Origin of the sequence: Hahella sp. HNIBRBA332 (genome assembly GCF_030719035.1) — a bacterium.
GTDB lineage: Bacteria > Pseudomonadota > Gammaproteobacteria > Pseudomonadales > Oleiphilaceae > Hahella.
Genome location: NZ_CP132203.1, coordinates 3,916,805 through 3,938,438, shown reverse-complemented (window position 1 = coordinate 3,938,438; position 21,634 = coordinate 3,916,805). Strand labels below are relative to the sequence as shown.

The following is a 21,634-nucleotide window of genomic DNA, read 5'->3' as shown; positions in this document are numbered from 1 at the left end:
AGGAGTGAATATGCGCAAGAATCAACAGGGCGCTTCTTTTCTCATGGTGTTAGTTTGGATGCTGATAGGTATCTCTGTTATCACTTTAGGGTTGAAAATAGGGCCGATATACCTTGATGACTTTGCGGTTTCTTCTTCTTTAGATGGCCTGAAGCGTGAGTCTGATCTGGCCAAGCTATCAAATGAGCAGATTGTCTCTCGTTTAGAGAAACACTTCACTGTCAACAATGTGCGTAATTTTGACAAAAAAAATATCAAAATCACTCGTGAAAAAACAAAGGTTGTTGTGGCGCTAATATATGAAGTCCGAACCAATATCGTGAGTAATATTGATGCTGTCGTTTCATTTAATCACCAATTGGAAGCCAATAATCAGTGACAGCTAAGCTGGAAAGACTGCAGCGTGCGCTCGGATATACATTTAAAGAGCCTGCCTTGCTCACTTTGGCGCTCACCCACCGCAGCTTCGGTGGTCGTAATAATGAGCGCTTGGAATTTTTAGGGGACTCTGTCCTCAATTTTATTATCGCCGATTACCTCTTTGGTCGTTTTGAAGAGGCGCGGGAAGGGCAGTTGAGTCGTTTGCGCGCCAGAATGGTGAAAGGAGTGACTCTGGCTGAAATCGCCAGGGAATTTGATTTGGGTGAGTATCTGCGATTGGGGTCGGGGGAAATGAAGAGCGGTGGTTTTCGCCGGGAATCTATCCTGGCTGATGCGCTGGAGTCCATTATTGGGGCTATTTATCTGGATGCAGGCTTTGAAGTCTGCACAGACAGGGTGTTGAACTGGTTTGAAACCCGTTTGCAGAAGCTTAACCTGAAAGATACTCAGAAAGACTCCAAGACACGCTTGCAGGAATACTTGCAGGCGCGTCAGCTCAATCTGCCTCGCTACGAAGTTATTTCCGTGCAGGGGGAGGCGCACGCTCAAACTTTCCATGTACGTTGTGAAATAGACGGCCTGCCTGACTCGACAGAAGGGACCGGCAGCAGTCGGAGAGTTGCGGAACAGAAGGCGGCGAAGCAAGCTTTGGTGGCGTTAGGAGTGGATCAGTGAGTATTGACGTAAATTCGCAAGAGAACAGCCGCTGCGGTTATGTGGCGATCGTTGGGCGGCCGAACGTAGGCAAGTCCACCCTGCTGAATCATATACTGGGGCAAAAGATCAGCATTACCTCCAAGAAGCCGCAAACTACCCGGCACCAGATATTGGGCATCAAGACAGAGGGTGACTATCAGGCTATTTATGTGGATACGCCAGGTCTGCACCAGCTGGACAAGAAAGCGCTTAATCGGGTGCTGAACAAAGCCTCCTCTTCAGCGATCAAAGATGCGGATGTGATCGTTTTTGTCGTTGACAGAAAGCGTTGGACGGAAGAAGACGACTACGTCTTGTCAAAAGTCGCCAAGGTGAATCGCCCGCGCATACTAGCGATCAATAAAGTGGACAAGTTGGAAAATAAAGACGACTTGCTGCCATTTATCGACAAAGTGCAGAAAATGTGTGAGTTTCAGCACATTATTCCTCTTTCCGCTCTGCGTGGGTTGAATATTGATCGATTGGAAGCCGTTATTAACGAAATGCTGCCGCAGGGAGTTCATTTCTTCCCTGAGGATCAAATTACTGATCGCAGCGAACGTTTCATGGCGGTGGAAATTATTCGTGAGAAAGTCATGCGCCAGTTAGGCAACGAAGTGCCTTATGAAATTGCTGTGGAAATCGAGCAATTCAAGCGTGAAGGCGCATTGTTACGTATTAGCGCCCTGATTCTCGTGGAAAGAGAAGGCCAGAAAAAGATTGTGATCGGCCAGAAAGGAGAGCGAATCAAACGTATTGGGTCCGATGCGCGTAAGGACATGGAAAAGTTGTTTGAAAGCAAAGTCATGTTGGAAACCTGGGTAAAAGTAAAATCCGGCTGGAGCGACAACGAGCGCGCCTTGCAAAGCCTGGGTTACGACGACCGTTAACGGAATTATCGGCCGCTATGCACCGGGTTTCGCTTCAGGCCGCCTACGTGCTGCATAGTCGGCCGTACCGCGAAAGCAGCCAGATTGTTGATCTGATTACAGAGGCTGACGGCAAAGCTTCCGCGGTTATGAAAGGCGGCGGCCGAAGGAAAGGCGGTCCAAATACGCTGCAACCCTTCACCGAGCTGGAGGTTGAGCTGGGAGGGCGCGGCGAACTTAAATCCCTTATTCGATGCGAGACCACCAGCCTTCGTTATCCCTTGGCGGGAGCAGCTCTCTATGCTGGCCTTTACCTCAATGAGTTGTTGCTGAAGTTGCTGCAGCCACTGGAAAGCTGTCGAGACGTTTTTGACGCTTATAAAACGAGTCTGGCTTTCTTATCACTTCCACAAACGAATCTGGAGCCTGGAATACGGGAGCTGGAGTTTACGCTGCTGAATGAATTAGGTTTTGGCGTAGACTTTTGTGTGGAGAGCGCTACAGGGGATGTCGTGAAAAAAAATATCGCCTATTACTTTTCCCTTACTGAAGGCGTTAGTCGAATACCAGAGCCATACTCAGTTGTGATTGAAGGTCGCCATCTGCTGGCGATGGCGGACCGGGACTGGTCTGTTCCTGGGAGTCTTACCGCCGCCAAGAGAATGACGCGCCGGTGTATTGATGAGCTGTTAGGCGGTCGTCCTCTACACTCCCGAGAGCTGATGCGCAGCTACCTCAAGCTTTCCAAGGGCTAAACACCGTCAAGGCAAGAGTCGCGAGAACCCAAATCTAGCTAAGACTGCGGGGCTGATTGAGTCTGATATTCTCTAAACTCTGTTTGCCAGTCATTCCTGTCTGACCAGTAAAGCACTCTTTCTATCTCTTCAAAAAGTGCGGAAACAGCCGTTTCCAGCGGCTCTACGTCGCGCTTGATCTGTCCTTCCAATTCCGCTGCGGCGTTGCGCAGCAAGGGGACTCCACAGTATCGCGTCGCTCCATGCAGGCGGTGGACGCGCTCCAGTAATTCAGCTCTATCTCGCTGCTCCCAGGCGCTCTCAATAGATTTGCGTTCTTCCGGCAGGTTTTCAAGCAGCATGGAGAATAACTCTTCCGCCAGGCCTTTTTTGCCTCCGGCAAGAGTGACGCAGCTGCGAATATCCACGCACGGCTCGGTGGCGGCTTTTACCGATGGTTTTATCTTCCCAGGCTCTCGAACAGGCTGTGGCGATAGCAATGGTTGTGGAGACAGCTGGAAACCGGTTCTGCGCTCTATAATACGCTGCAGCTCATCTTCATTGGTGGGCTTGGTGAGATAGTCGTCAAAGCCGCTTTGCAATAGCTGCTTGCGTTCTTCTGACATTGCGTGTGCGGTGAGGGCGATAATGGGCGTGCGTCGTTTGCCGGCTTCGAACTCTCGAATCTTGATTGTCGTTTCCACCCCGTCCATTCCGGGCATTTGTACGTCCATGAAAATCACGTCAAAGCGCTTCTGCTTGGCTTTGGTGAGGGCTTCGTAGCCGCTCATGGCGGTCTCTACTACGGCGCCCAGGTCCAACAGGAAGGCCTCTACCAGTTTGAGATTGGCGAGGTTATCGTCCACCGCCAACACCAGCGGCTTGCGGCCACTGGTGGCGTTCAACTGTTTGATGGTTATCGCCGATGGGGCTTCCTCTTCGTCAGAACGTCCTTCGATCAGCCAGCTAAGGGCATTCGCCAGACGCCGCTGTGAAGCCGGTTTGATCAGGAAAGTCGAAGCGTCAGTCAGTATTGGCGGTTCCTCGTTGCCGGTATCGATGGTGGGCGTCAGTATCAGTGTGCGGCAGTCGAGTTTATATTCCAGCTTACGCACGGTCTGCAGGTATGAGTTTGATCGCAAGTGATGGCGGGTCAGGCCGATTATGGCGACGGCGAAGCCTTCTCCTTTGCGTTGAGCCTCTTCCACCTTGTCCGCCAGATCTTTGATATTGTCCACCTGAGTGACGTTGGAGCCCCACTTATTGAGGGTGTGTTCCACTGCCAGCCCGGTTTTCTTCTGGTGCTCAAGATAGATGACGCGCTCACCTTCGAACAAACGGTGGTTGAGTTCGTTGTCTGGTTGATTGGGGGCGATTTCGACGGGAAGTTCGATCCAGAATGTAGACCCTTTGCCCAGCTCGCTTTCAACGCCGATCTGACCGCCCATTTGTTCGGTCAGGCGTCTGGAGATAACCAAGCCCAGGCCGGTGCCGCCGAAACGCCTGGCTGTTGACGCGTCCGCCTGACTGAAGGCGCTGAAGAGCGTCTGCTGCTGAACGCGAGAGAGGCCTACGCCGCTGTCTGTGACGGTGATTTTGATAAGCGAGCGCTCATCGGATTCGTCTTCCAGCATGACACGCACCACTACTTCGCCGCTTTGGGTAAACTTAATGCCATTGTTAACCAAATTGGTGACGATTTGTTTGATGCGCAGTGGGTCGCCCATGATGTGGCTGGGCACGTCGGAATAGACGAGGCCCGCCAAGTCCAGGTTTTTCTCGTGGGCGCCGGGAGCGAGCATGGTGAGAACGTCTTCCACGATTTCCTGAAGATTGACGGTAGTATTATCCAGCACCAGCTTGCCTGCCTCGATTTTGGAGAAGTCGAGGATGTCGTTGATGATCGTCAGCAGGATCTCGGACGATTTCAGAATGGTGTTGAGCTGGTCCCGTTGTTGTGGTCCCAAGTTAGATTTCAGCAGAAGGTGCGTGAATCCAATGATGCCGTTAAGCGGTGTGCGGATTTCGTGGGACATGTTGGCGAGAAACTCGGACTTCACTCGACTGGCTTCAATTGCTTCCTTGCGAGCCATGTCCAATTCAATGTTCTGAATTTCTATGGTTTCCAGGGTCTCTCTCAGGTCTTCCGTGGCCTGATCTATATTTTGCTGCATCTCACTGCGCGCCTTGGCGAGCGCTTCCGCCATAGAATTGATGCCGTCTTGCAGTAAAGCCAGCTCGGGGCTGGCCTCTATATAGACGCGAGTATCCAGTTTGCCTTCTTTTATACGAGTGAGCGCTTGCGCCACTTGAGATAGCGGCGAGGTAAGGTCGCGACTTAAGCGCAGCGCCAGGATGGTGCATACAATAATAGCGCTGAACACGGCGCTGACAGCGAAGAGAATCGTCCGATACTTGGCGACCTGGGTTGGCGCCCGGGAGACTTCAATGACCGCCCACCCCAGAATATTATCCTGCAGCCCATTGGAGGCTTCGGACTCCTGCAGGTTGGCGTCCTCGCTTAGACTGAGGTCTTGCAAGGTGACCGGCGCGGTGAAGCGCAGCACATCCTCACTGGAATAAATCGTAAGCTGAGTGGATAAACTGGCGGGGATCGTATGCTCTTCCTGAATGCGCGGGCCGGCATGGGCCAATATCTGGCGCTGGCGCCCGTAGATCGAGACTGAACGAATGTCTTTCTCTTCCAGTACGGCGTTGGTCAGTCCAATCAATTGACGACGGTTTCCTGTGAAAACGCCGTATTCCGCAGCGTTGGCGAGGTGACGGGCGGAGTCGGAGCCGCGCTCCAGGAGCACGTCGCTAAGGTCGTCCAAACGTGTAAATACGAAAGCTGCGGACAACGTGAACGCAATGGTGAGCGATGGCGCCAAGGTCAATAAAATGACCTTTACTTTTATCCCCCAGCGTTTCATGCAGGGGCCCTTCGGCGGCTTGTAGAGGAGGCGCGGGTAAACGGCATATTATGGTATTTATGATATAAAGTGATTTTTATATTAAAAAAGAATATATCGCCACTCTCAGATTATTGCTTATCATGGCCGATGTTCGGCCAATATCAAGTCCGAGCGCGGCTATCGACGTCAATGGTTCGATGGCGTAACAGGGACCGGATTTTTGCTCAGGCGACGTCGCGTCATTGTCACAGCGGCGCCGCAGCGGACAAGGACATTTCCGATTCTACAGCTAATTGATTGAATTTAAAAAGAAGCGAACGTTAAAGATGTCATACCCCACGATTGAATCCTACGTTGGAAACACACCGCTTGTTCGACTACAGAGACTACCCGGCGACACCAGTAATGCCATTCTGGCGAAGCTTGAGGGAAATAATCCGGCGGGATCAGTCAAAGACCGTCCGGCCATGAGCATGATCCAGGAAGCGGAAAATCGGGGCGACATCCGGCCTGGCGATACATTGATTGAGGCGACCAGCGGCAATACCGGGATCGCTTTGGCTATGGCCGCAGCGATCAAAGGCTACCGTATGGTGCTGATCATGCCGGCGCATATGAGTGAAGAGCGGCGCGCGGCGATGACCGCCTACGGCGCCGAGATCATCTCTGTATCCAAAGAAGAGGGGATGGAAGGCGCGCGCGATCTCGCCAAGCAAATGGAGTCCGAAGGTAAAGGCAAGGTGCTGGATCAGTTCGCTAACCCGGATAATCCCCTGGCGCATTACAAGACAACGGGCCCGGAAATCTGGCGGCAAACCAGTGGCGCTATTACCCACTTCGTCAGTTCTATGGGAACCACCGGCACTATTATGGGGACCTCTCGCTATCTCAAAGAGCGTAACCCGGAAATTCAGATTGTGGGTCTGCAGCCTGCCGATGGCGCGTCCATTCCCGGCATTCGTCGTTGGCCGGAAGCGTATCTGCCCAAAATATACCAGCCGGAGTCAGTGGATTTGGTTTTGGATATCGCCCAGCAGGAAGCCGAAGAGACCATGCGCGCCCTGGCTCGGGAAGAGGGCATATTCTGTGGCGTGTCTTCCGGCGGCGCCATCGCTGGAGCGTTGCGAATTTCCCGTGAGGTTGAAAATGCGGTGATCGTCGCCATTATCTGTGATCGGGGCGACCGCTACCTGTCTACTGGCGTATTCCGCAGCTAAAGCTGTTGCGCCGGAGCGCGACGCCAAAGCCCTTATATCTGTTGAGGGAGGCCGCTATAATGGCCGGCTTTTTATTCAGATCGGCCCCATAGCCCAGGTTTATAAGCATGTCTCGTCGTAGAAAGAAGTTACCCCAAGAGTCCATTACCTGCGAAATCGAATCTCTCAGTCACGAAGGGCGTGGCGTCTCCCATAAAGACGGCAAAACCCTGTTTGTCGAAGGTGCTTTGCCCGGCGAAACCGTGACTGCGCGATATGTAAACAGTCGTCGCAGTTATGATGAGCTTGCTGTAGAAGAAGTGCTGACGCAGCATCCACAACGTATTGAGCCTGACTGCCAATTCTCCAAACTGTGCGGCGGCTGCAGCATGCAGCATGTTAACCTGGGCTTTCAGATCAAACACAAAGAGTCTGTATTACTGGACCACTTGCGCCATTTTGGCGATTTAAAGCCGGAACAGGTTGTTCCTCCCTTGGTGGGCGCGGGGCGCGGTTATCGCACAAAAGCGAGACTGGGCGTACGTTACGTGGCCAAGCGAGATGAAGTTCTTGTGGGCTTCCGCGAACGTTACAGTAATTTCCTGACCGCCATTGATGAATGCCCGGTATTGATCGAGTCCGTCGGCGGCCGCATTCCTGAACTGAAAGCGCTGATCCGAGGCCTCTCCGGCTATCAACGTATTCCTCAGATTGAAGTGGCGGCGGGTGATGATGTTTGCGCCTTGGTGATTCGTCACATGGACCCGCTCACTGAAGAAGATTTGCAAAAACTGATCGATTTCTCAGAACAAATCGGGTTGGCAATTTATTTGCAGCCGAAAGGTCCTGACACGGTCGCCAAACTATGGCCGAAAGATGGTCAGGAGCTGCTTAGTTATCAATTGAGCGACTATGATTTGACGATGCAGTTCCATCCTATGGACTTCACTCAGGTCAACCGCGATATCAACCGCCGTATGTTGGCGCAGGCTCTGGAATGGTTGCAGCCGCAGGCTGGCGAGACCATCCTCGACTTGTTTTGCGGACTGGGTAACTTCACTTTGCCTATTGCCCGTACGGCGGCGCATGTCGTAGGGGTAGAGGGCAGCGAGGATATGGTGCGCCGAGGCTACGCCAATGCGGAACTTAATGGCGTTAGCAACGTAGAGTTTCATGCGGCGGACCTGCATCTTCCATTGGCGCCGGCGAATGAGGCGAAACATGCATGGCTGCGCATCTATGACAAAGTTCTGTTGGATCCGCCGCGCTCTGGCGCGGAAGAGTTAGCGAAGCAAATGACCCGTTTTGGGGCGAAGCGAATTGTTTATGTGTCCTGTAACCCCGCTACTTTGGCGCGGGACGCCGGCATTCTGGCGGCGCAGGGATACAGGCTGATCAAGGCCGGGGTAATGGATATGTTCCCGCATACGGCCCATGTCGAGTCAATGGCCTTATTCGAGAAAGCATAAGCCCGTTACTCAGAAAATAAGAGAGTCTGGCGAAAGGCGTCACTATGGTTAAAGTTCGCGAAGATTATCCTTTGGCTCAGGACGGGTCAGTTGATATCAACGGTTGGATTGACCGTTTACAGCAACAGGTTGAACTGGAGGATGTGGCGTCGTTTCGTCGCGCTTGCCTGCTGGCGAAAGAGATCGAATCAGAGGCGGTGCGCGCCGGAAACCTCTGGTCGGAAGGCTCAAGCAGCTTTCTGACCGGTTTGGAAATGACGCAGATCCTGTCGGAGCTGCAGCTGGATACGCCCAGCTTGATCGCGGCAGTGCTCTATCGTGCGGTGCGTGAGGGCAAGCTCTCCCTCGTCAGAGTAAATGAAGAGTTTGGCGAAGAAGTCTCCAAACTGATTGAGGGCGTTTCGCAGATGGCGGCGATTTCCAGCCTGCGTCATCCCATTCAGGGTAGCGTGCTGGGGCAGACTCAGACACAGGTGGACAACATTCGCCGCATGCTGGTCACCATGATTGATGACGTGCGCGTGGCGTTGATCAAACTGGCGGAGCGAACCTGCGCTATCCGGGACGTCAAAAACGCAGGGTCCGATAAACGCCATCGCGTCGCCAGAGAAGTTTTCGATATCTACGCCCCGTTGGCGCACCGCTTGGGGATCGGCTATCTGAAGTGGGAGCTGGAAGACTTGTCTTTCCGCTATCTGCATGAAACTGCGTACAAGAAAATCGCCAAGCTGCTGGATGAGCGTCGTCTGGATCGGCAGAAGTTTATCGAAGAGGCCCTTTCCGCTTTGCGTCAGGAGTTGGAGGCCAGCGGCATTAAGGCGGAACTTTCCGGCCGCGCCAAGCATATCTACAGCATATGGCGCAAAATGCACCGCAAAGGTATCGACTTCTCGCAAGTCTATGATATTCGAGCCATTCGTATTCTGGTTCCCAGTATTCGCGATTGCTATTCCGCATTGGGCGTGGTGCATGCATTGTGGCGTCATATTCCTCATGAGTTTGATGACTATATCGCCAACCCGAAACAAAACGGGTATCAATCCCTGCACACTGCGGTAGTGGGTCCCTCCGGAAAAATCATGGAAGTGCAGATCCGCACCCAAAAAATGCACGAGGAAGCGGAGCTGGGCGTTTGTGCGCACTGGTTATATAAAGGCACGGATACGCAGCAGAAATCGCATGGGTACGAGCAGAAAATCGCCTGGCTCCGGCAAGTGCTGGAGTGGCAGGATGAACTGGGGAGCAAGACCTCAGAGCTTGTTGATCAATGGCGCAATGATATCGTTAGCGACCGTATCTACGTGTTTACGCCAGATGGTCATGTGATTGATTTGCCTGCAGGAGCGACTCCCATTGACTTCGCCTATAAGGTGCATACGGAAATTGGACATGCTTGCCGGGGCGCCAAGATCCACGGTCGCATCGTACCACTGAACTACAAGCTAAAGACCGGCGATCAAGTACAGATTCTGACCTCGAACCAGGCTCGCCCCAGTCGCGATTGGCTCAACTCGGATTTGGGGTACGCCAATACCTCCAGGGCGCGGGCGAAAATCACCCACTGGTTCAAGCTGCAGGATCGCGACCAGAATGTCGAAGAGGGACGCGATATTCTGCAGGGCGTACTGAAACGTCTGTCATTGGAGCAGTTGGATTTCGACGATCTGGCGGAAAAAGTAAATTATCCCTCCGCGGAAGACATGTTCGCTGCTATCGGCGCCGGCGACCTCAAGCCGATGCAGGTGGCGCATACGGCGCAAAACATGCTGGAGCCGCGGGATGAGCAGCTGTCGCTGCATCTACGCACCGCGCAGGAAGGCGCTAAGTCTTCCGATGTTCACATTCGTGGTGTCGGTAATTTGATGACTCAGATGGCGAACTGCTGTAAACCGGCTCCGGGCGATCCTATCGTTGGCTATATCACTATTGGTCGGGGTGTTTCCATTCACAGACAAGATTGCATCAACGCGCTGCAGTTACAGACGGTCGAGCCCAACCGTATGATAGAAGTAAGCTGGGGCGATACTGAGTACACCTATCCTGTGGATGTGGTTATTAATGCTTATGACCGCCCCGGACTACTGCGGGATATCACTTTGTTGCTGGCGAATGAGAAGATCAACGTGACCGCCGCATTGACTAATACCGACAAGAATCAGAGTACAGCGGATATTCGTCTGACCGTGGAAGTGACGTCCATCGATGTACTAGGTCGTATGTTTGATCGTATTCGGAGACTGCCTAACATAATAGACGCGCGCCGCGCCAAGCCGGGAGAAGGGCGATGAGCGAGATAGACGAGGGCGTTCAATATACCCTGGAGGATCTTTTATACCTGATGCGTCGCTTGCGGGATCCGAAGGACGGTTGTCCCTGGGATTTGAAGCAGGACTTTGCCTCCATTGTCCCGTTCACCATAGAGGAAACCTATGAAGTGGCGGATGCGATTGAGCAGGAAGACTGGCCGCATTTGCGTGATGAACTGGGAGATTTGCTTTTCCAGGCGGTTTTCTATTCACAGTTGGCGCAAGAGAAAGACCTGTTTCAATGGCCAGATATTGTGGATGGCGTTGTGCGTAAACTACTGCGCCGGCATCCTCATGTGTTTCCTGATGGAACCCTGGAAAGCCGTTTGGCTCCAGGAGAGAAAATCAGCGAAGAGCAGATTAAGGCTAATTGGGAGCGTATTAAGCAGCAGGAGCGAAAGTTAAAGAAGCCGGGGGAAGCGCAAGAGTCGGCAGCCTCCTCAAGTGTGTTGGCGGATATTCCCAACGCCCTGCCCGCGCTGCAGCGAGCGCAAAAACTACAGAAGCGCGCATCGTTGCATGGCTTTGACTGGCCGGAAATCAACCCTGTTCTTGACAAGATTCATGAAGAAATTGATGAATTGCGCCATGAGTTGGCGGCGCCGGTTCTGGATCAGGACAAGTTGGAGGATGAGCTGGGGGATGTGCTTTTTTGCTGCGTGAATCTGGCTCGATTCGTCAAGGCGGATCCCGAGGCGGCATTGCGCAGAGCTAACGCTAAATTCGTAAGGCGCTTCAACCGCATCGAGTCATTACTGCAAGAGCAGGGCAAGACACTGGATGACGCATCGCTGCAGGAAATGGACTTGCTCTGGGATAAAGCTAAAGAAGAAGGCCTGTAAAACAGGATGCGCGCTGCCTGCGCGCATCTTTGAATGCTTTTAGCTATTGGCCGCTTTCAGCTCTTGCTTGAGCAGGCTGATGTACTTCTTGCTCAACTGCAAAAACCTTGGCGTCGGGCCGACGTCTTCGTACATGGGGTCGCCCATTTCATCTTCCGCCACTACTTTGGCTCCTTGCACGTAAGGGAAGCTGCTTTCCAGCTCATCCAGCGCGGCGGACAGGAGTTCGCTGATGATTTCTTCCTGGCTACGGAGTGGATACATTTCTGAGAGGGCTGCGACTCTGGCTGCGTCTTCTATGCGCAGGCGCAGGGGATATTCCTTGTTCGTAAGACGGACGTTGGCGGTGTTTTCCCAGTTTTGTACGAGAGCGTTAATTTTCATAAAGCGGCCTATGTAAAACAAACGACATCAATTTCAGTCTAGGAGGCCCCCTTTAATCGAGCCATAAGAGCATGTACGTAGCGGCCAGAGACGGCTGCTGAATGCGACGCGAGCGGTTCCTCGGGGGTTATTTACAGTTTAGACCGTCTTCGGCGGTGCGGCTTCCAGGGCAGATGAATGATGAGACAACCAGGGCGGGTGGTGCTATTGTTCTAGTTCGGAAATTTTAGATATTTCACTGAGTTATAGTTAAGAAAAGGCGATTGCAACAAAACGTCAACGAAGAAAAGACTTTTGAAAAAAGCGGCGGAGTAAAAGAAATGATGAAGGAATTGCATCCAGAGCTGAGAGAAAACGTACGCCTTCTGGGAGAGTTGTTGGGACAGAGCATCCGCTACCACCTTGGCGATGAAATATTCAATAAAATCGAGAAAATCCGTATCGCCGCAAAAGCTGACCGCAACGCGGAAATCAGTCAGAGAAAGCAGCTGAAAGAGGTGCTTTCGGGCTTGAATGATGAGGAGCTGGCGCCGGTTGCAAGAGCGTTCAACCAGTTTTTAAACCTTACCAATATTGCTGAGCAATACCATATTGTAAGGCGTCGGGCTCCCGCCAGCGAGCTGGTGGATAATCGCCTGGATACTATTGAAGTCGTGTTTGATCGTCTGATTGGCCAAGGCGTCAGTAAAGATAAATTCTTCGCGCAACTGGCGGACTTGAATCTGGAGTTCGTGCTGACGGCGCACCCCACTGAAATTACCCGTCGCACTTTGATTCAGAAGTATGACCAGATTTCCGAGTGCCTCGAATCCCTGGACCGTAGTGACTTGCTGGATGAAGAATACGCCAAAATCGTTGAGCGTTTACGCCGCCTTATCACCGAAGCCTGGCACACGGATGAGATCCGTTATGAGCGTCCCACAGCCGTCGATGAGGCAAAATGGGGCTTCGCCGTTATTGAAAACTCCCTATGGCAAGCGGTGCCGGACTTCATGCGTCAAATGGACGCCGCGCTGCTTGAGCGTTTTGGCGAAGGACTGCCGATCAATGTGAATCCCGTGCGGTTTGCATCCTGGATGGGAGGGGACAGAGACGGCAATCCTAACGTCACCTCAGAGGTCACTCGCGAAGTTTTTTTACTGAGTCGTTGGATGGCGGCGGATCTCTATTTGCGTGATATCGAAGCGTTACGCTCGGAATTATCTATGACCGCTTGTAATGGCGAGCTGGCGCGGGCTTCGGGGCAGAGCCGGGAGCCTTATCGGAAGATTCTCGCCAAGTTGCGCAGTCGACTGGAGGCGACAAGGGCCTGGGCCGCTGAGGCACTGGATTCTACGAAAAAACCTTCCGCTGATGTATTGCTCAATAATGCTGAGCTGATTGAACCGCTTATGGTGTGCTATCGCTCGTTATGCGACTGCGGTATGAAAGTCATCGCCAATGGGCCGCTGCTGGATGTCATTCGTCGGGCGCAATGTTTCGGTTTGCAATTGGTAAGACTGGATATCCGGCAGGACTCCGAGCGTCACAGCGATGTTATGAAGGAAATATGCGCTTACCTCGGTATTGGCGATTACTCACAATGGACGGAAGAAGAGAAGCAGGCGTTTTTGGTTCGAGAGCTGGAAGGCAGGCGTCCGCTGCTTCCCAAAGAATGGCCGGCGTCCGCGGAAGCCAGGGAGGTTTTGGATACATGCCGCGTGGTGGCGATGCAGCCTCCAGAAGGGTTGGCCTCCTATGTTATCTCTATGGCGAGTGACCCATCTGATGTGCTGGCGGTGATTCTATTGCTGCGAGAGAGCGGCATGCGCCACCGCATTCCCATCGCGCCGCTGTTCGAAACTCTCGACGATCTGCAGGGGGCGGCGGACAGCATTGGACGCTTGTTGGATCTGCCCTGGTATCGCGAATACATCGGCGGCAAGCAGGAAGTTATGATCGGGTATTCGGATTCAGCCAAGGATGCAGGCCAGATGGCGGCGGCCTGGGCTCAGTATCAGGCGCAAGAGGCGTTGGTCAAGGTGGCCGCGAAGCATGATGTGAAACTAACGCTCTTCCACGGTCGTGGTGGAACGGTAGGCCGTGGGGGCGGCCCTGCTAACCGCGCAATTTTGTCGCAGCCCCCAGGATCTGTCGCAGGTAACTTCAGGATCACCGAGCAAGGCGAAATGATCCGCTTTAAGTTCGGGCAGCCCAAGGTCGCCAAGCAGAGTTTTAATCTCTACCTTGGCGCAGTACTGGAGGCTTCCTTGGTGCCGCCGCCTGAGCCGGAGCCGGCTTGGCGGGAGATGATGGATAAACTGTCCGGTCTGGCGGTGAACTCCTACCGTGAAGTGGTTCGTGAACGCTCAGGTTTCGTAGAGTATTTCCGTTCCGCGACGCCGGAACAGGAGCTGGGCAAACTGGCGTTAGGCAGTCGTCCTGCGCGTCGCAAGGCGTCTGGTGGCGTTGAAAGCCTGCGTGCGATTCCGTGGATTTTCGCCTGGACGCAAATGCGATTGATGCTGCCCGCCTGGCTGGGTAGCGACACAGCGCTGCAAACCGCAGTAGATGATGGCGGCGCTGATACGTTGAAAGCAATGCTGACCGGGTGGCCATTCTTCGAAACTCACGTGGACATGCTGGAAATGGTGTTGTCCAAAGTCGACCCGGAGATTGCGCGCTTTTATGAAGAGCGTTTGGTTAAGCCCGAGCTGCATCCTTTGGGTGATGAGCTGCGTCGCCGGGCGGGGTGCGCTGTGCGCTTGATTAATGAGCTGAAAGGGCAGGACGAGCTTTTGCTGGATAACCCGGTCTTCATGCACTCCCTGCAGGTTCGCAACCCATATACGGATCCTTTGCATTTCTTGCAGGTGGAGCTTTTGGTGCGTGACCGGGCTGAAGGCGAAACCAACAAGGAGACGGTTGAGAAAGCGCTGAAAGTTACGATGGCGGGCGTCGCCGCGGGTATGCGTAATACCGGTTAATCCCGCCGCCGGCCCGGCGTCGCCGGGTCGGTTACCAAACTCCAACATTGCGCAACGCAAGCTTACCTTTGCATGTGATTCATATCACGCACGTCCCCTCAACCACATATAAACTAAACTATTATTTGTACTGATTTAGTAGAACGGGGGAAGTGTGCCGCTTGCATCCAGAGTTATGCAGTATCTGAACCGGCAGGGAGTGCCGTATCAACAGATACACCATGATCGCGCAGGCAATATTGACGCTGCTTTGAAGGCGGCTGAGGTATTGCCTGATTGTGTGGCGGTTGCGGAAATCCTGGTGGACGCCAAAGGCGTCGTGATGGCGATCACCGAGTTCGGGACGCAAATGAATCTGGACGCCCTCAATAGCGCGATTCGGCGCAACCTTCAGCGCCTCACCGGCCGGCAGGCGGATCGCCTGTTCCGGGACTGCGAACCCGGCTCACATCCTCCCATCGCCAGCGCCTATGGCGTTCATGCCGTATGCGATGAGCGTCTGTTCGCGAAGGAACAGATATATATCCAGTCAGGGTGTCATAACACTTTGCTGCGCTTGGACCGCGAAAGCTTTCAGAGAGTGATGAGTAGTGCTATAAAACTTAAGCAAGGCTGTTGCGAGGCGCAGGCAATGAATCCTTTATCATCCGATACTCCAGAAAGTCCCAATGTAGGCGAAGCCAACGCTGAGCGCGTGGCGGAGCGACTGAAGCGTCTTTACAAGTTGCCGCCGATGCCGACGGTTGCGACGCGGATTCTGCAGGCCACTTCCGATCCGGACGCGACGGCAGGCGAACTGGCGGCGATTATTGAGCAGGATCCCAGTCTTGCTGCGCAGATTATGCGACAGGCCCGCTCGGCGCTGTATGGATACAGAGGTAAGCTGGAAAGCGTCAAGGATGCGGTGATGCGCGTACTCGGCTTCGAGCGCGTCAGTCAGTTGGCGCTGTCTATTTCCGCCAGTAAGGCATTTGATTTACCCAATGAAGGTCCTCTCGGCATCGTTTGTTTCTGGCGACATGCCCTGCATGTCTCACTGTTGGCCCAGCGCCTGGCTTTCCATGTGCCGGATGAGCGTATCAATCCATCCTTGGCGTATCTGACCGGGCTGCTGCACAACTTTGGTATTTTGCTCTTAGGACATTTGTTCCGTCCTGAATACACCATGCTCAATAAACTTGCGGAAGCGGATCCGATGACCGAACTGTCGGTGTTGGAAAAGCAAGTACTTGGCATGGGCGGCGCCAAGGAGTTGGTCGGATTGGGGCATGGGATGCTCGGTTCCATTCTGTTGGAGCATTGGCGGTTGCCGAAGGAAGTCTCCATGACTGCCGCAGGGCACCAGATAAAAGATTATCATGGCCCTTATGAGGATTATGTCCTGCTGATTCAGTTGTCCAACTGCTTACTCAAAGAGCTTGAGCTAGGAGACGACCAGGTTCCAGACGACCCGGTGTACTACGCTAAGCGTCTGGATATACAGCCTGAGATCGTGTTTGAAGTGTTTGAACAACTGAAACAATCCAGCGATTCACTGAATCAATTAGCCTCTCAAATGGGGTAGATCCGCCAAGCCGCCGCCGCCCTGGCGGCTTTATCGAGATTGGCGCTTCAGGTTACCTGCCTATATCCGTATAATTCAGCTCTTTGCTAATCTTCCCTACAATGTGCAGCGTCTCTAATCGGATGTAAATTGTCGCCGGAATCGCGGGGAAATGCGATTAGAATCAATGTGTTGAGGGTGGTCTCACAGAAGGCCATTATGGAACTCGACAATAATAACTCGTCGACAGACTGCTGCGTCGGCCTGTAGCCGGCGCAAGCGCACAGGAATTTGTTGCTTGGATCAGGAGTGTAATTGGTATGAGAATTATTTTGTTGGGCGCACCCGGCGCCGGAAAGGGCACGCAAGCGCAGAATATTATGAAGAAATTCGGGATACCCCAGATTTCCACCGGCGACATGTTGCGCGCTGCGGTAAAGGCAGGCTCTCCTCTAGGCCTGAAAGTGAAAGAGGTTATGGCGACGGGCGGGTTGGTGTCCGATGAAACTATCATCGCGCTGGTCAAAGACCGAATTAAAGAAGACGATTGCGCCAACGGTTTCCTGTTTGACGGCTTTCCTCGCACGATCCCACAAGCGGAAGCGCTGCGTGAAGCGGGTGTCAAAATTGATCATGTCGTAGAAATCGCCGTAGATGATCAAGAAATCATTAAGCGTTTGAGCGGACGCCGTGTGCATGAAGCTAGCGGTCGCGTTTACCATGTCGACTACAATCCACCCAAGGTGGAAGGTAAAGACGACGTTACTGGCGAACCTTTGGTTCAACGTGAAGACGATAAAGAAGAAACTGTACGTAAGCGTTTGGAGGTCTATCATTCGCAAACAGCGCCTCTCGTCGATTACTACCGTAATTGGGCCGAGAAGGACGCAGACGCTGCGCCTGAATATTTGCGCGTTGAAGGCGTTGGCTCGGTAGATGAAATCCGTGATCGTGTCTTTGCTGGTCTGCAGAAGTAATACTTATATCTTCATTCTCGGGCGGCGCTGTTCTGCGCCGCTTGCTCTTCAGAATTAATTGAACAATCCTCATGGCAAAAATACTCGCGCTGGATACATCAAGTGACGCCTGTTCCGTAGCCTTATGGAACGACGGCGAGTTGACCGAAATGCTGGAAACGACGCCTAGAGCTCACGCCAAACGCTGCCTGCCCATGATTGATCGTTTGCTTGGCGATAGCAGCTTGCGCGTGGGGCAATTGGATGCGCTGGCGTTTGGAAGAGGGCCGGGCTCATTTACCGGGCTCCGCATCGCAGCGGGAATTGTTCAGGGGTTGGCTTTTGGGGCGGATTTGCCGGTTGTACCTGTTTCTACGTTGGAAGCGATGGCGTTCGCTTGGTTCAAACGCCAGGAAGGTCCCGTCGGCCAGGTTGTTTGTCTGCTCGATGCGCGCATGAACGAAGTCTATTGGGCGGGCTATGAGCATTCCACTGATGGCGTTAAAGAAATCTATGCGGAGCAAGTGGGCCCTCCCGAAATGGTCGATGCGATAGATTCGGAACAGGAACTGGCGATATTGGGGAGCGGCTTGATTTATCTTGAGCGTCTGCCGGCAGTGTTGGTCGAAAGTTCACAAATACAGGCGCCTGAGTGGGGTCCGCGCGCCGCTGCAATGGCGGAAATGGCGGCCCCGATGTTTGCAATGGGGCGTATTGTGTCCGCCATTGAAGCTCAGCCTATATATTTACGTGATGAAGTGGCCTGGAAAAAACTTCCCGGTCGTTAAAAGCCGTTAGTGTTTCTTTTCTGTTTACCTCTCCAAACTTTCACGAATGTCGCGCTTGACGTCGTCCTCGACAAGTGGAACTTTAAGGGGCTTTTTTGTGCTTAATATTTTATGGGAACATGTTAGATGACTTGGCTTGAAATCGTTGTTTTAGCGCTAATTCAGGGGCTGACGGAGTTTCTTCCTATTTCCAGTTCCGCGCATTTGATTCTTCCCTCTGAGGTCTGGGGGTGGCAGGATCAGGGGTTGGCGTTTGACGTAGCCGTTCATGTCGGCACCTTGCTGGCGGTTATGGTTTATTTCCGCGCCGATATTTTTAATTTGCTCAATGGATGGATGAAGCAGATTACTGGCGGCGGCGCATCGCAGGAATCGCGTCTTGCCTGGGCGGTTATTCTTGGCACTATTCCTGCTGGTTTGGCGGGGGTGTTGCTGGATAGTTGGATTGAAGAAAACCTGCGCTCCGCTTTGGTTATCGCACTGGCGACAATAGGTTTTGGTGTGTTGTTGGGGCTGGCTGACCGCAAAGTAGGCACTCGCGATATTGATCAGTTTACTCTGAAAGACGCATTGATTATTGGCGTTTCACAAGCATTGGCGCTAATTCCAGGCACATCGCGCTCCGGCATCACTATGACGTCAGCCTTGTTTCTTGGATTGAACAGGGATACCGCGGCCCGTTTCTCTTTCTTGCTATCCATCCCTTTGATCGCCGCTGCCGGGCTGTTCAAAGGACTTGAGTTGGTCGACGCCGGGACCAGTTCGCAATGGTCTGAGATTGCAGGAGCGACACTTGTTTCCGCCGTCAGCGCCTACGCCTGTATTCACTTATTTTTAAAATTTTTACAGAAGATAGGTTTCATGCCGTTCGTAATCTATCGCATGCTATTAGGCGCGGGTCTGTTGATCTGGTTGTATGCAGCCTAGGGGGGATGCCCACATTTGTGCGGGCCGGCAATAGCGGCTGTAGCGGGGCGGTCTATACTTTGATAGTCGCTCCGACAACTTGCTCGGAGCCCTGCAAATTGAAAGCCTCAATAATTGACATGGACCGGGCGTTAGGCGCCGGAAGGATGGCTGCATGATTGGCGGAGTCGGCTCTTCACTGCCGTTACAGCCTACTATTAAGCGCAATGATGGTTCAGCAATCAGTGACGCGGATACGTCGCGTCGAGATGAGCCTCAGCGTCGCAGTGTGGAACAGGCGCCTCCTGCAGAAGAAGCGTTGCAGACCAGAACGCAGGAAAGCATTCCGTTTCGTCGTGTTAACGCCAGCAACTCGCCAGAACAAACACAGCTGCAACGGAAGCCTGAGCCTGACGATGTATCTCTTGCTGCGCAACAGGCTATAGAAACTTATCAGTCTACCGCCAATAATGCGCCGCGTGATGGCGTTGACAGCTTGGTTAGCATAGACCTGTTTGTTTAACTTCCTGCTTTAATACCCTTCTTTTCTTCTATGGATATTTCGCCATGATTTCTTATGACGATCAGGTGTTGGTGAGCTATAGCGAACAACGCCGGGACGAGGCTGAAGCGTTTTCTTCTCAGTTCGGGCTGCGCCTTGTCGCCTTGGAGGCATTGCCGATCAAGAGCGATAAATCTGTGTACTTGCTGAACTTCTCTGACGCGAGGGTGGAGCTGGTCAATTGGCGTGTACAGGCGCCGGGGCCGGTGTTTGTGGATTTTGTCGAAGGCGCGCTGGCCTACCGACGCGAACATGGCGGCGGTCGTGGTGAAATGGTGGCCAAGGCGGTAGGACTGAAAGGCGAAGTAAAATACTTGAATGTGCTGGACGCTACAGCGGGCTTAGGACGGGATGCTTACGTTCTGGCGGCGTTGGGATGTCATGTGGTGATGTACGAGCGCAACCCACTGGTGCACTGTTTGCTGGCGGATGGCTTGCGTCGTGCGCAAGACTGCTCTGATGCTGCGTCAGTGGCTATGCGTATGACATTACATCTGGGGGAGGCCTTTCATGCATTTCCGAATGGGATAGACGTAGTTTATCTAGACCCCATGTTTCCTGAACGTCGCAAGAGCAGTGCTGTAAAGAAAGAAATGCAGGCGTTCAAAGATATTGTCGGCGCTGACCCCGATGCGGACGAATTGTTGGCGGCGGCCTTGCAGCAGGAAGTTAAGCGAATAGTGGTTAAGCGACCGAAAGGCGCGCCATGCTTACTGGGGCGTGAACCGAACTTTGCTGTGGCAGGAAAAAGCAGTCGGTTTGATGTTTACGCGCTACGCAAGCTGACTGGTGGCTAGCATCAACCGGCTGTAGCCGCGCAACGGCGCACTGCGTCTGGATAAAATAACTGATCCGAATTCTATTTGGCGCCTTTTTGAGGCGCGGTTCCGCCGTTGCGTCAGCGGATTTTTACGATAGCCTGTTCGATAAACCGGCTTCGTGTTACTTCAACTACTTTTTAGTTGTTGCTTGGGATAATTACGTCTTCGTCAAATTGATTTTCCATGATTCCCCTCCTTTTAAGGACTGGTTAAATATAGTCCAATTATCCACAAAACAAGTTAGGTAGAGTTACCTATCTATACTAATGTACTAATTATCATCCCCTGTTTACCCCTACTGATTACAGCATGTTAACGATCCATTCCAAGTTATTTTGTATATGCTTTTTGCGCTGTCATTTGCATCAAACTGTCGCCGCAGGCGAAGAATATTTATGAGCCTATTGGACTTGTTGTTGGGCCTGCTGGCGAATCTCGCATGGGGATTTAATTTTATTGCAGGCAAGGAGGGCGCTCAGCACTTTCAACCTCTTTTATTTACTGCATTGCGTTTCGCCATTTTGCTGGCGTTGACGGCGCCTTGGTTGAAACCGGCGAAGGGATATATGAAGCCATTGCTGTCGGTTGCATTTGTATTGGGTGTATTACATTTCAGTATGATGTTTCTGGGGCTTAATGCTGGAGGAAATATAGCCTCGGTCGCTATTGCGACGCAGCTATATGTTCCCTTTTCAGCCATCCTGGCGGCGGCGATATTAAAAGAGAGTATTGGGTGGGTTAAGGGTGGTGCAATCCTTCTTGCTTTGTCAGGAGTATTTATTATCGGTTTTGATCCAGTTGTATTTAATCATCTGGATGCGCTTGCTTGGGTGGTGGGCGCGGCTGCAAGTATGGCTGTCGCCACGATTTTAATGAAGCAGTGCCCCACTTTGGGCGTCATGCGATTACAGGCGTGGATTGCGCTTGTGGCGACGCCATCATTGTTACTGTTGTCATATATTTTTGAAGAAGGTCAGTGGTTACGGCTGACTCAAAGCGAGTGGTCGGACTACTGGGCGCCGCTTTATTCCGCAGTGGCGGCGTCTATTATAGGTCATGGCATCGTGTATCGTTTACTTGGGCGTTATAGCGTTTCTTTGGTCACGCCGATGATGTTGCTGGCCCCGATATTCGCGATGGTGTTTGGAATATTCTGGTTTGGAGATGTGCTGACCTGGAAGTTGTCTCTTGGGGGCGCTTTGACCTTACTGGGAGTGGTGATCATTAATATACCCAGGGAGCAGTTCCGGCGGGTGATGTATTTGCTTGCTGGTAAAAGGGGAGCTTCGATCTAAGCTTT

Annotated in this window: 18 protein-coding genes; 16 read left to right on the top strand and 2 right to left on the bottom strand. The window is 52.7% G+C overall.

Translation table 11 applies throughout. The features are described from left to right. Positions 1-10 precede the first annotated feature (10 nt). Genes O5O45_RS17385 through recO form a run of 4 tightly spaced genes read left to right on the top strand, consistent with a single transcriptional unit; the run spans position 11 to position 2,701 of the window. Positions 11-379, top strand: a complete 369-nt coding sequence (locus O5O45_RS17385; protein WP_305900640.1) for a DUF4845 domain-containing protein — start codon at positions 11-13, stop codon at positions 377-379. Next, on the top strand, positions 376-1,056 hold the full coding sequence (rnc, locus tag O5O45_RS17380; RefSeq protein ID WP_305900639.1) for a ribonuclease III: 681 nt from the start codon (positions 376-378) through the stop codon (positions 1,054-1,056). Before O5O45_RS17385 ends, rnc begins: the two co-directional genes overlap by 4 nt. Next, on the top strand, positions 1,053-1,967 hold the full coding sequence (era, locus tag O5O45_RS17375; protein ID WP_305900638.1) for a GTPase Era: 915 nt from the start codon (positions 1,053-1,055) through the stop codon (positions 1,965-1,967). Before rnc ends, era begins: the two co-directional genes overlap by 4 nt. A gap of 17 nt (positions 1,968-1,984) precedes the next feature. Beyond that, positions 1,985-2,701 carry a DNA repair protein RecO gene (recO, locus tag O5O45_RS17370; RefSeq protein ID WP_305900637.1) on the top strand — a complete coding sequence of 239 codons (717 nt, stop codon included), beginning with the start codon at positions 1,985-1,987 and terminating at the stop codon, positions 2,699-2,701. Positions 2,702-2,739: 38 nt separating this feature from the next. On the opposite strand, the gene O5O45_RS17365 is transcribed toward recO, so the two are convergent. After that, on the bottom strand, positions 2,740-5,613 hold the full coding sequence (locus tag O5O45_RS17365; RefSeq protein WP_305900636.1) for a response regulator: 2,874 nt from the start codon (positions 5,611-5,613) through the stop codon (positions 2,740-2,742). A gap of 308 nt (positions 5,614-5,921) precedes the next feature. Here O5O45_RS17365 and cysM point away from each other — a divergent pair, with 308 nt between their 5' ends. The 4 genes from cysM to mazG all read left to right on the top strand — a co-directional run bounded on the left by cysM (position 5,922) and on the right by mazG (position 11,408). Further along, positions 5,922-6,812: a cysteine synthase CysM gene (cysM, locus tag O5O45_RS17360; protein WP_305900635.1), complete on the top strand. Its 891-nt coding sequence runs from the start codon at positions 5,922-5,924 to the stop codon at positions 6,810-6,812. Positions 6,813-6,919: 107 nt separating this feature from the next. Next, positions 6,920-8,260, top strand: coding sequence for a 23S rRNA (uracil(1939)-C(5))-methyltransferase RlmD (rlmD, locus tag O5O45_RS17355; protein WP_305900634.1), 1,341 nt, complete (start codon positions 6,920-6,922; stop codon positions 8,258-8,260). 44 nt (positions 8,261-8,304) lie between these two features. Further along, positions 8,305-10,548, top strand: coding sequence for a GTP diphosphokinase (gene relA, locus O5O45_RS17350; RefSeq protein WP_305900633.1), 2,244 nt, complete (start codon positions 8,305-8,307; stop codon positions 10,546-10,548). Further along, entirely contained in the window at positions 10,545-11,408 is an 864-nt protein-coding gene (gene mazG / locus O5O45_RS17345) for a nucleoside triphosphate pyrophosphohydrolase (protein ID WP_305900632.1), read from the top strand. Before relA ends, mazG begins: the two co-directional genes overlap by 4 nt. A gap of 39 nt (positions 11,409-11,447) precedes the next feature. On the opposite strand, the gene O5O45_RS17340 is transcribed toward mazG, so the two are convergent. Then, the gene (locus O5O45_RS17340) at positions 11,448-11,792 is read right to left on the bottom strand and encodes a type 1 pili tip component (protein ID WP_305900631.1); all 345 of its coding nucleotides are present in this window, start codon (positions 11,790-11,792) and stop codon (positions 11,448-11,450) included. Positions 11,793-12,112: 320 nt separating this feature from the next. Between O5O45_RS17340 and ppc the strand changes: the two genes are divergently transcribed. From ppc to O5O45_RS17300, 8 genes are all read left to right on the top strand, one after another. Beyond that, the gene (gene ppc / locus O5O45_RS17335) at positions 12,113-14,758 is read left to right on the top strand and encodes a phosphoenolpyruvate carboxylase (RefSeq protein WP_305900630.1); all 2,646 of its coding nucleotides are present in this window, start codon (positions 12,113-12,115) and stop codon (positions 14,756-14,758) included. Positions 14,759-14,912: 154 nt separating this feature from the next. Further along, positions 14,913-16,322, top strand: a complete 1,410-nt coding sequence (locus tag O5O45_RS17330) for an HDOD domain-containing protein (protein ID WP_305900629.1) — start codon at positions 14,913-14,915, stop codon at positions 16,320-16,322. 299 nt (positions 16,323-16,621) lie between these two features. Beyond that, positions 16,622-17,278, top strand: a complete 657-nt coding sequence (gene adk, locus O5O45_RS17325) for an adenylate kinase (RefSeq protein WP_305900628.1) — start codon at positions 16,622-16,624, stop codon at positions 17,276-17,278. A gap of 71 nt (positions 17,279-17,349) precedes the next feature. Continuing rightward, positions 17,350-18,045, top strand: a complete 696-nt coding sequence (gene tsaB, locus O5O45_RS17320) for a tRNA (adenosine(37)-N6)-threonylcarbamoyltransferase complex dimerization subunit type 1 TsaB (protein WP_305900627.1) — start codon at positions 17,350-17,352, stop codon at positions 18,043-18,045. A 126-nt stretch (positions 18,046-18,171) separates the two neighbouring features. Beyond that, entirely contained in the window at positions 18,172-18,972 is an 801-nt protein-coding gene (locus tag O5O45_RS17315) for an undecaprenyl-diphosphate phosphatase (RefSeq protein ID WP_305900626.1), read from the top strand. A 154-nt stretch (positions 18,973-19,126) separates the two neighbouring features. Then, positions 19,127-19,474: a hypothetical protein gene (locus tag O5O45_RS17310; protein ID WP_305900625.1), complete on the top strand. Its 348-nt coding sequence runs from the start codon at positions 19,127-19,129 to the stop codon at positions 19,472-19,474. A gap of 44 nt (positions 19,475-19,518) precedes the next feature. After that, the gene (locus O5O45_RS17305; protein WP_305900624.1) at positions 19,519-20,310 is read left to right on the top strand and encodes a class I SAM-dependent methyltransferase; all 792 of its coding nucleotides are present in this window, start codon (positions 19,519-19,521) and stop codon (positions 20,308-20,310) included. 419 nt (positions 20,311-20,729) lie between these two features. Next, positions 20,730-21,629 carry a DMT family transporter gene (locus O5O45_RS17300; protein ID WP_305900623.1) on the top strand — a complete coding sequence of 300 codons (900 nt, stop codon included), beginning with the start codon at positions 20,730-20,732 and terminating at the stop codon, positions 21,627-21,629. Positions 21,630-21,634 lie beyond the last annotated feature (5 nt).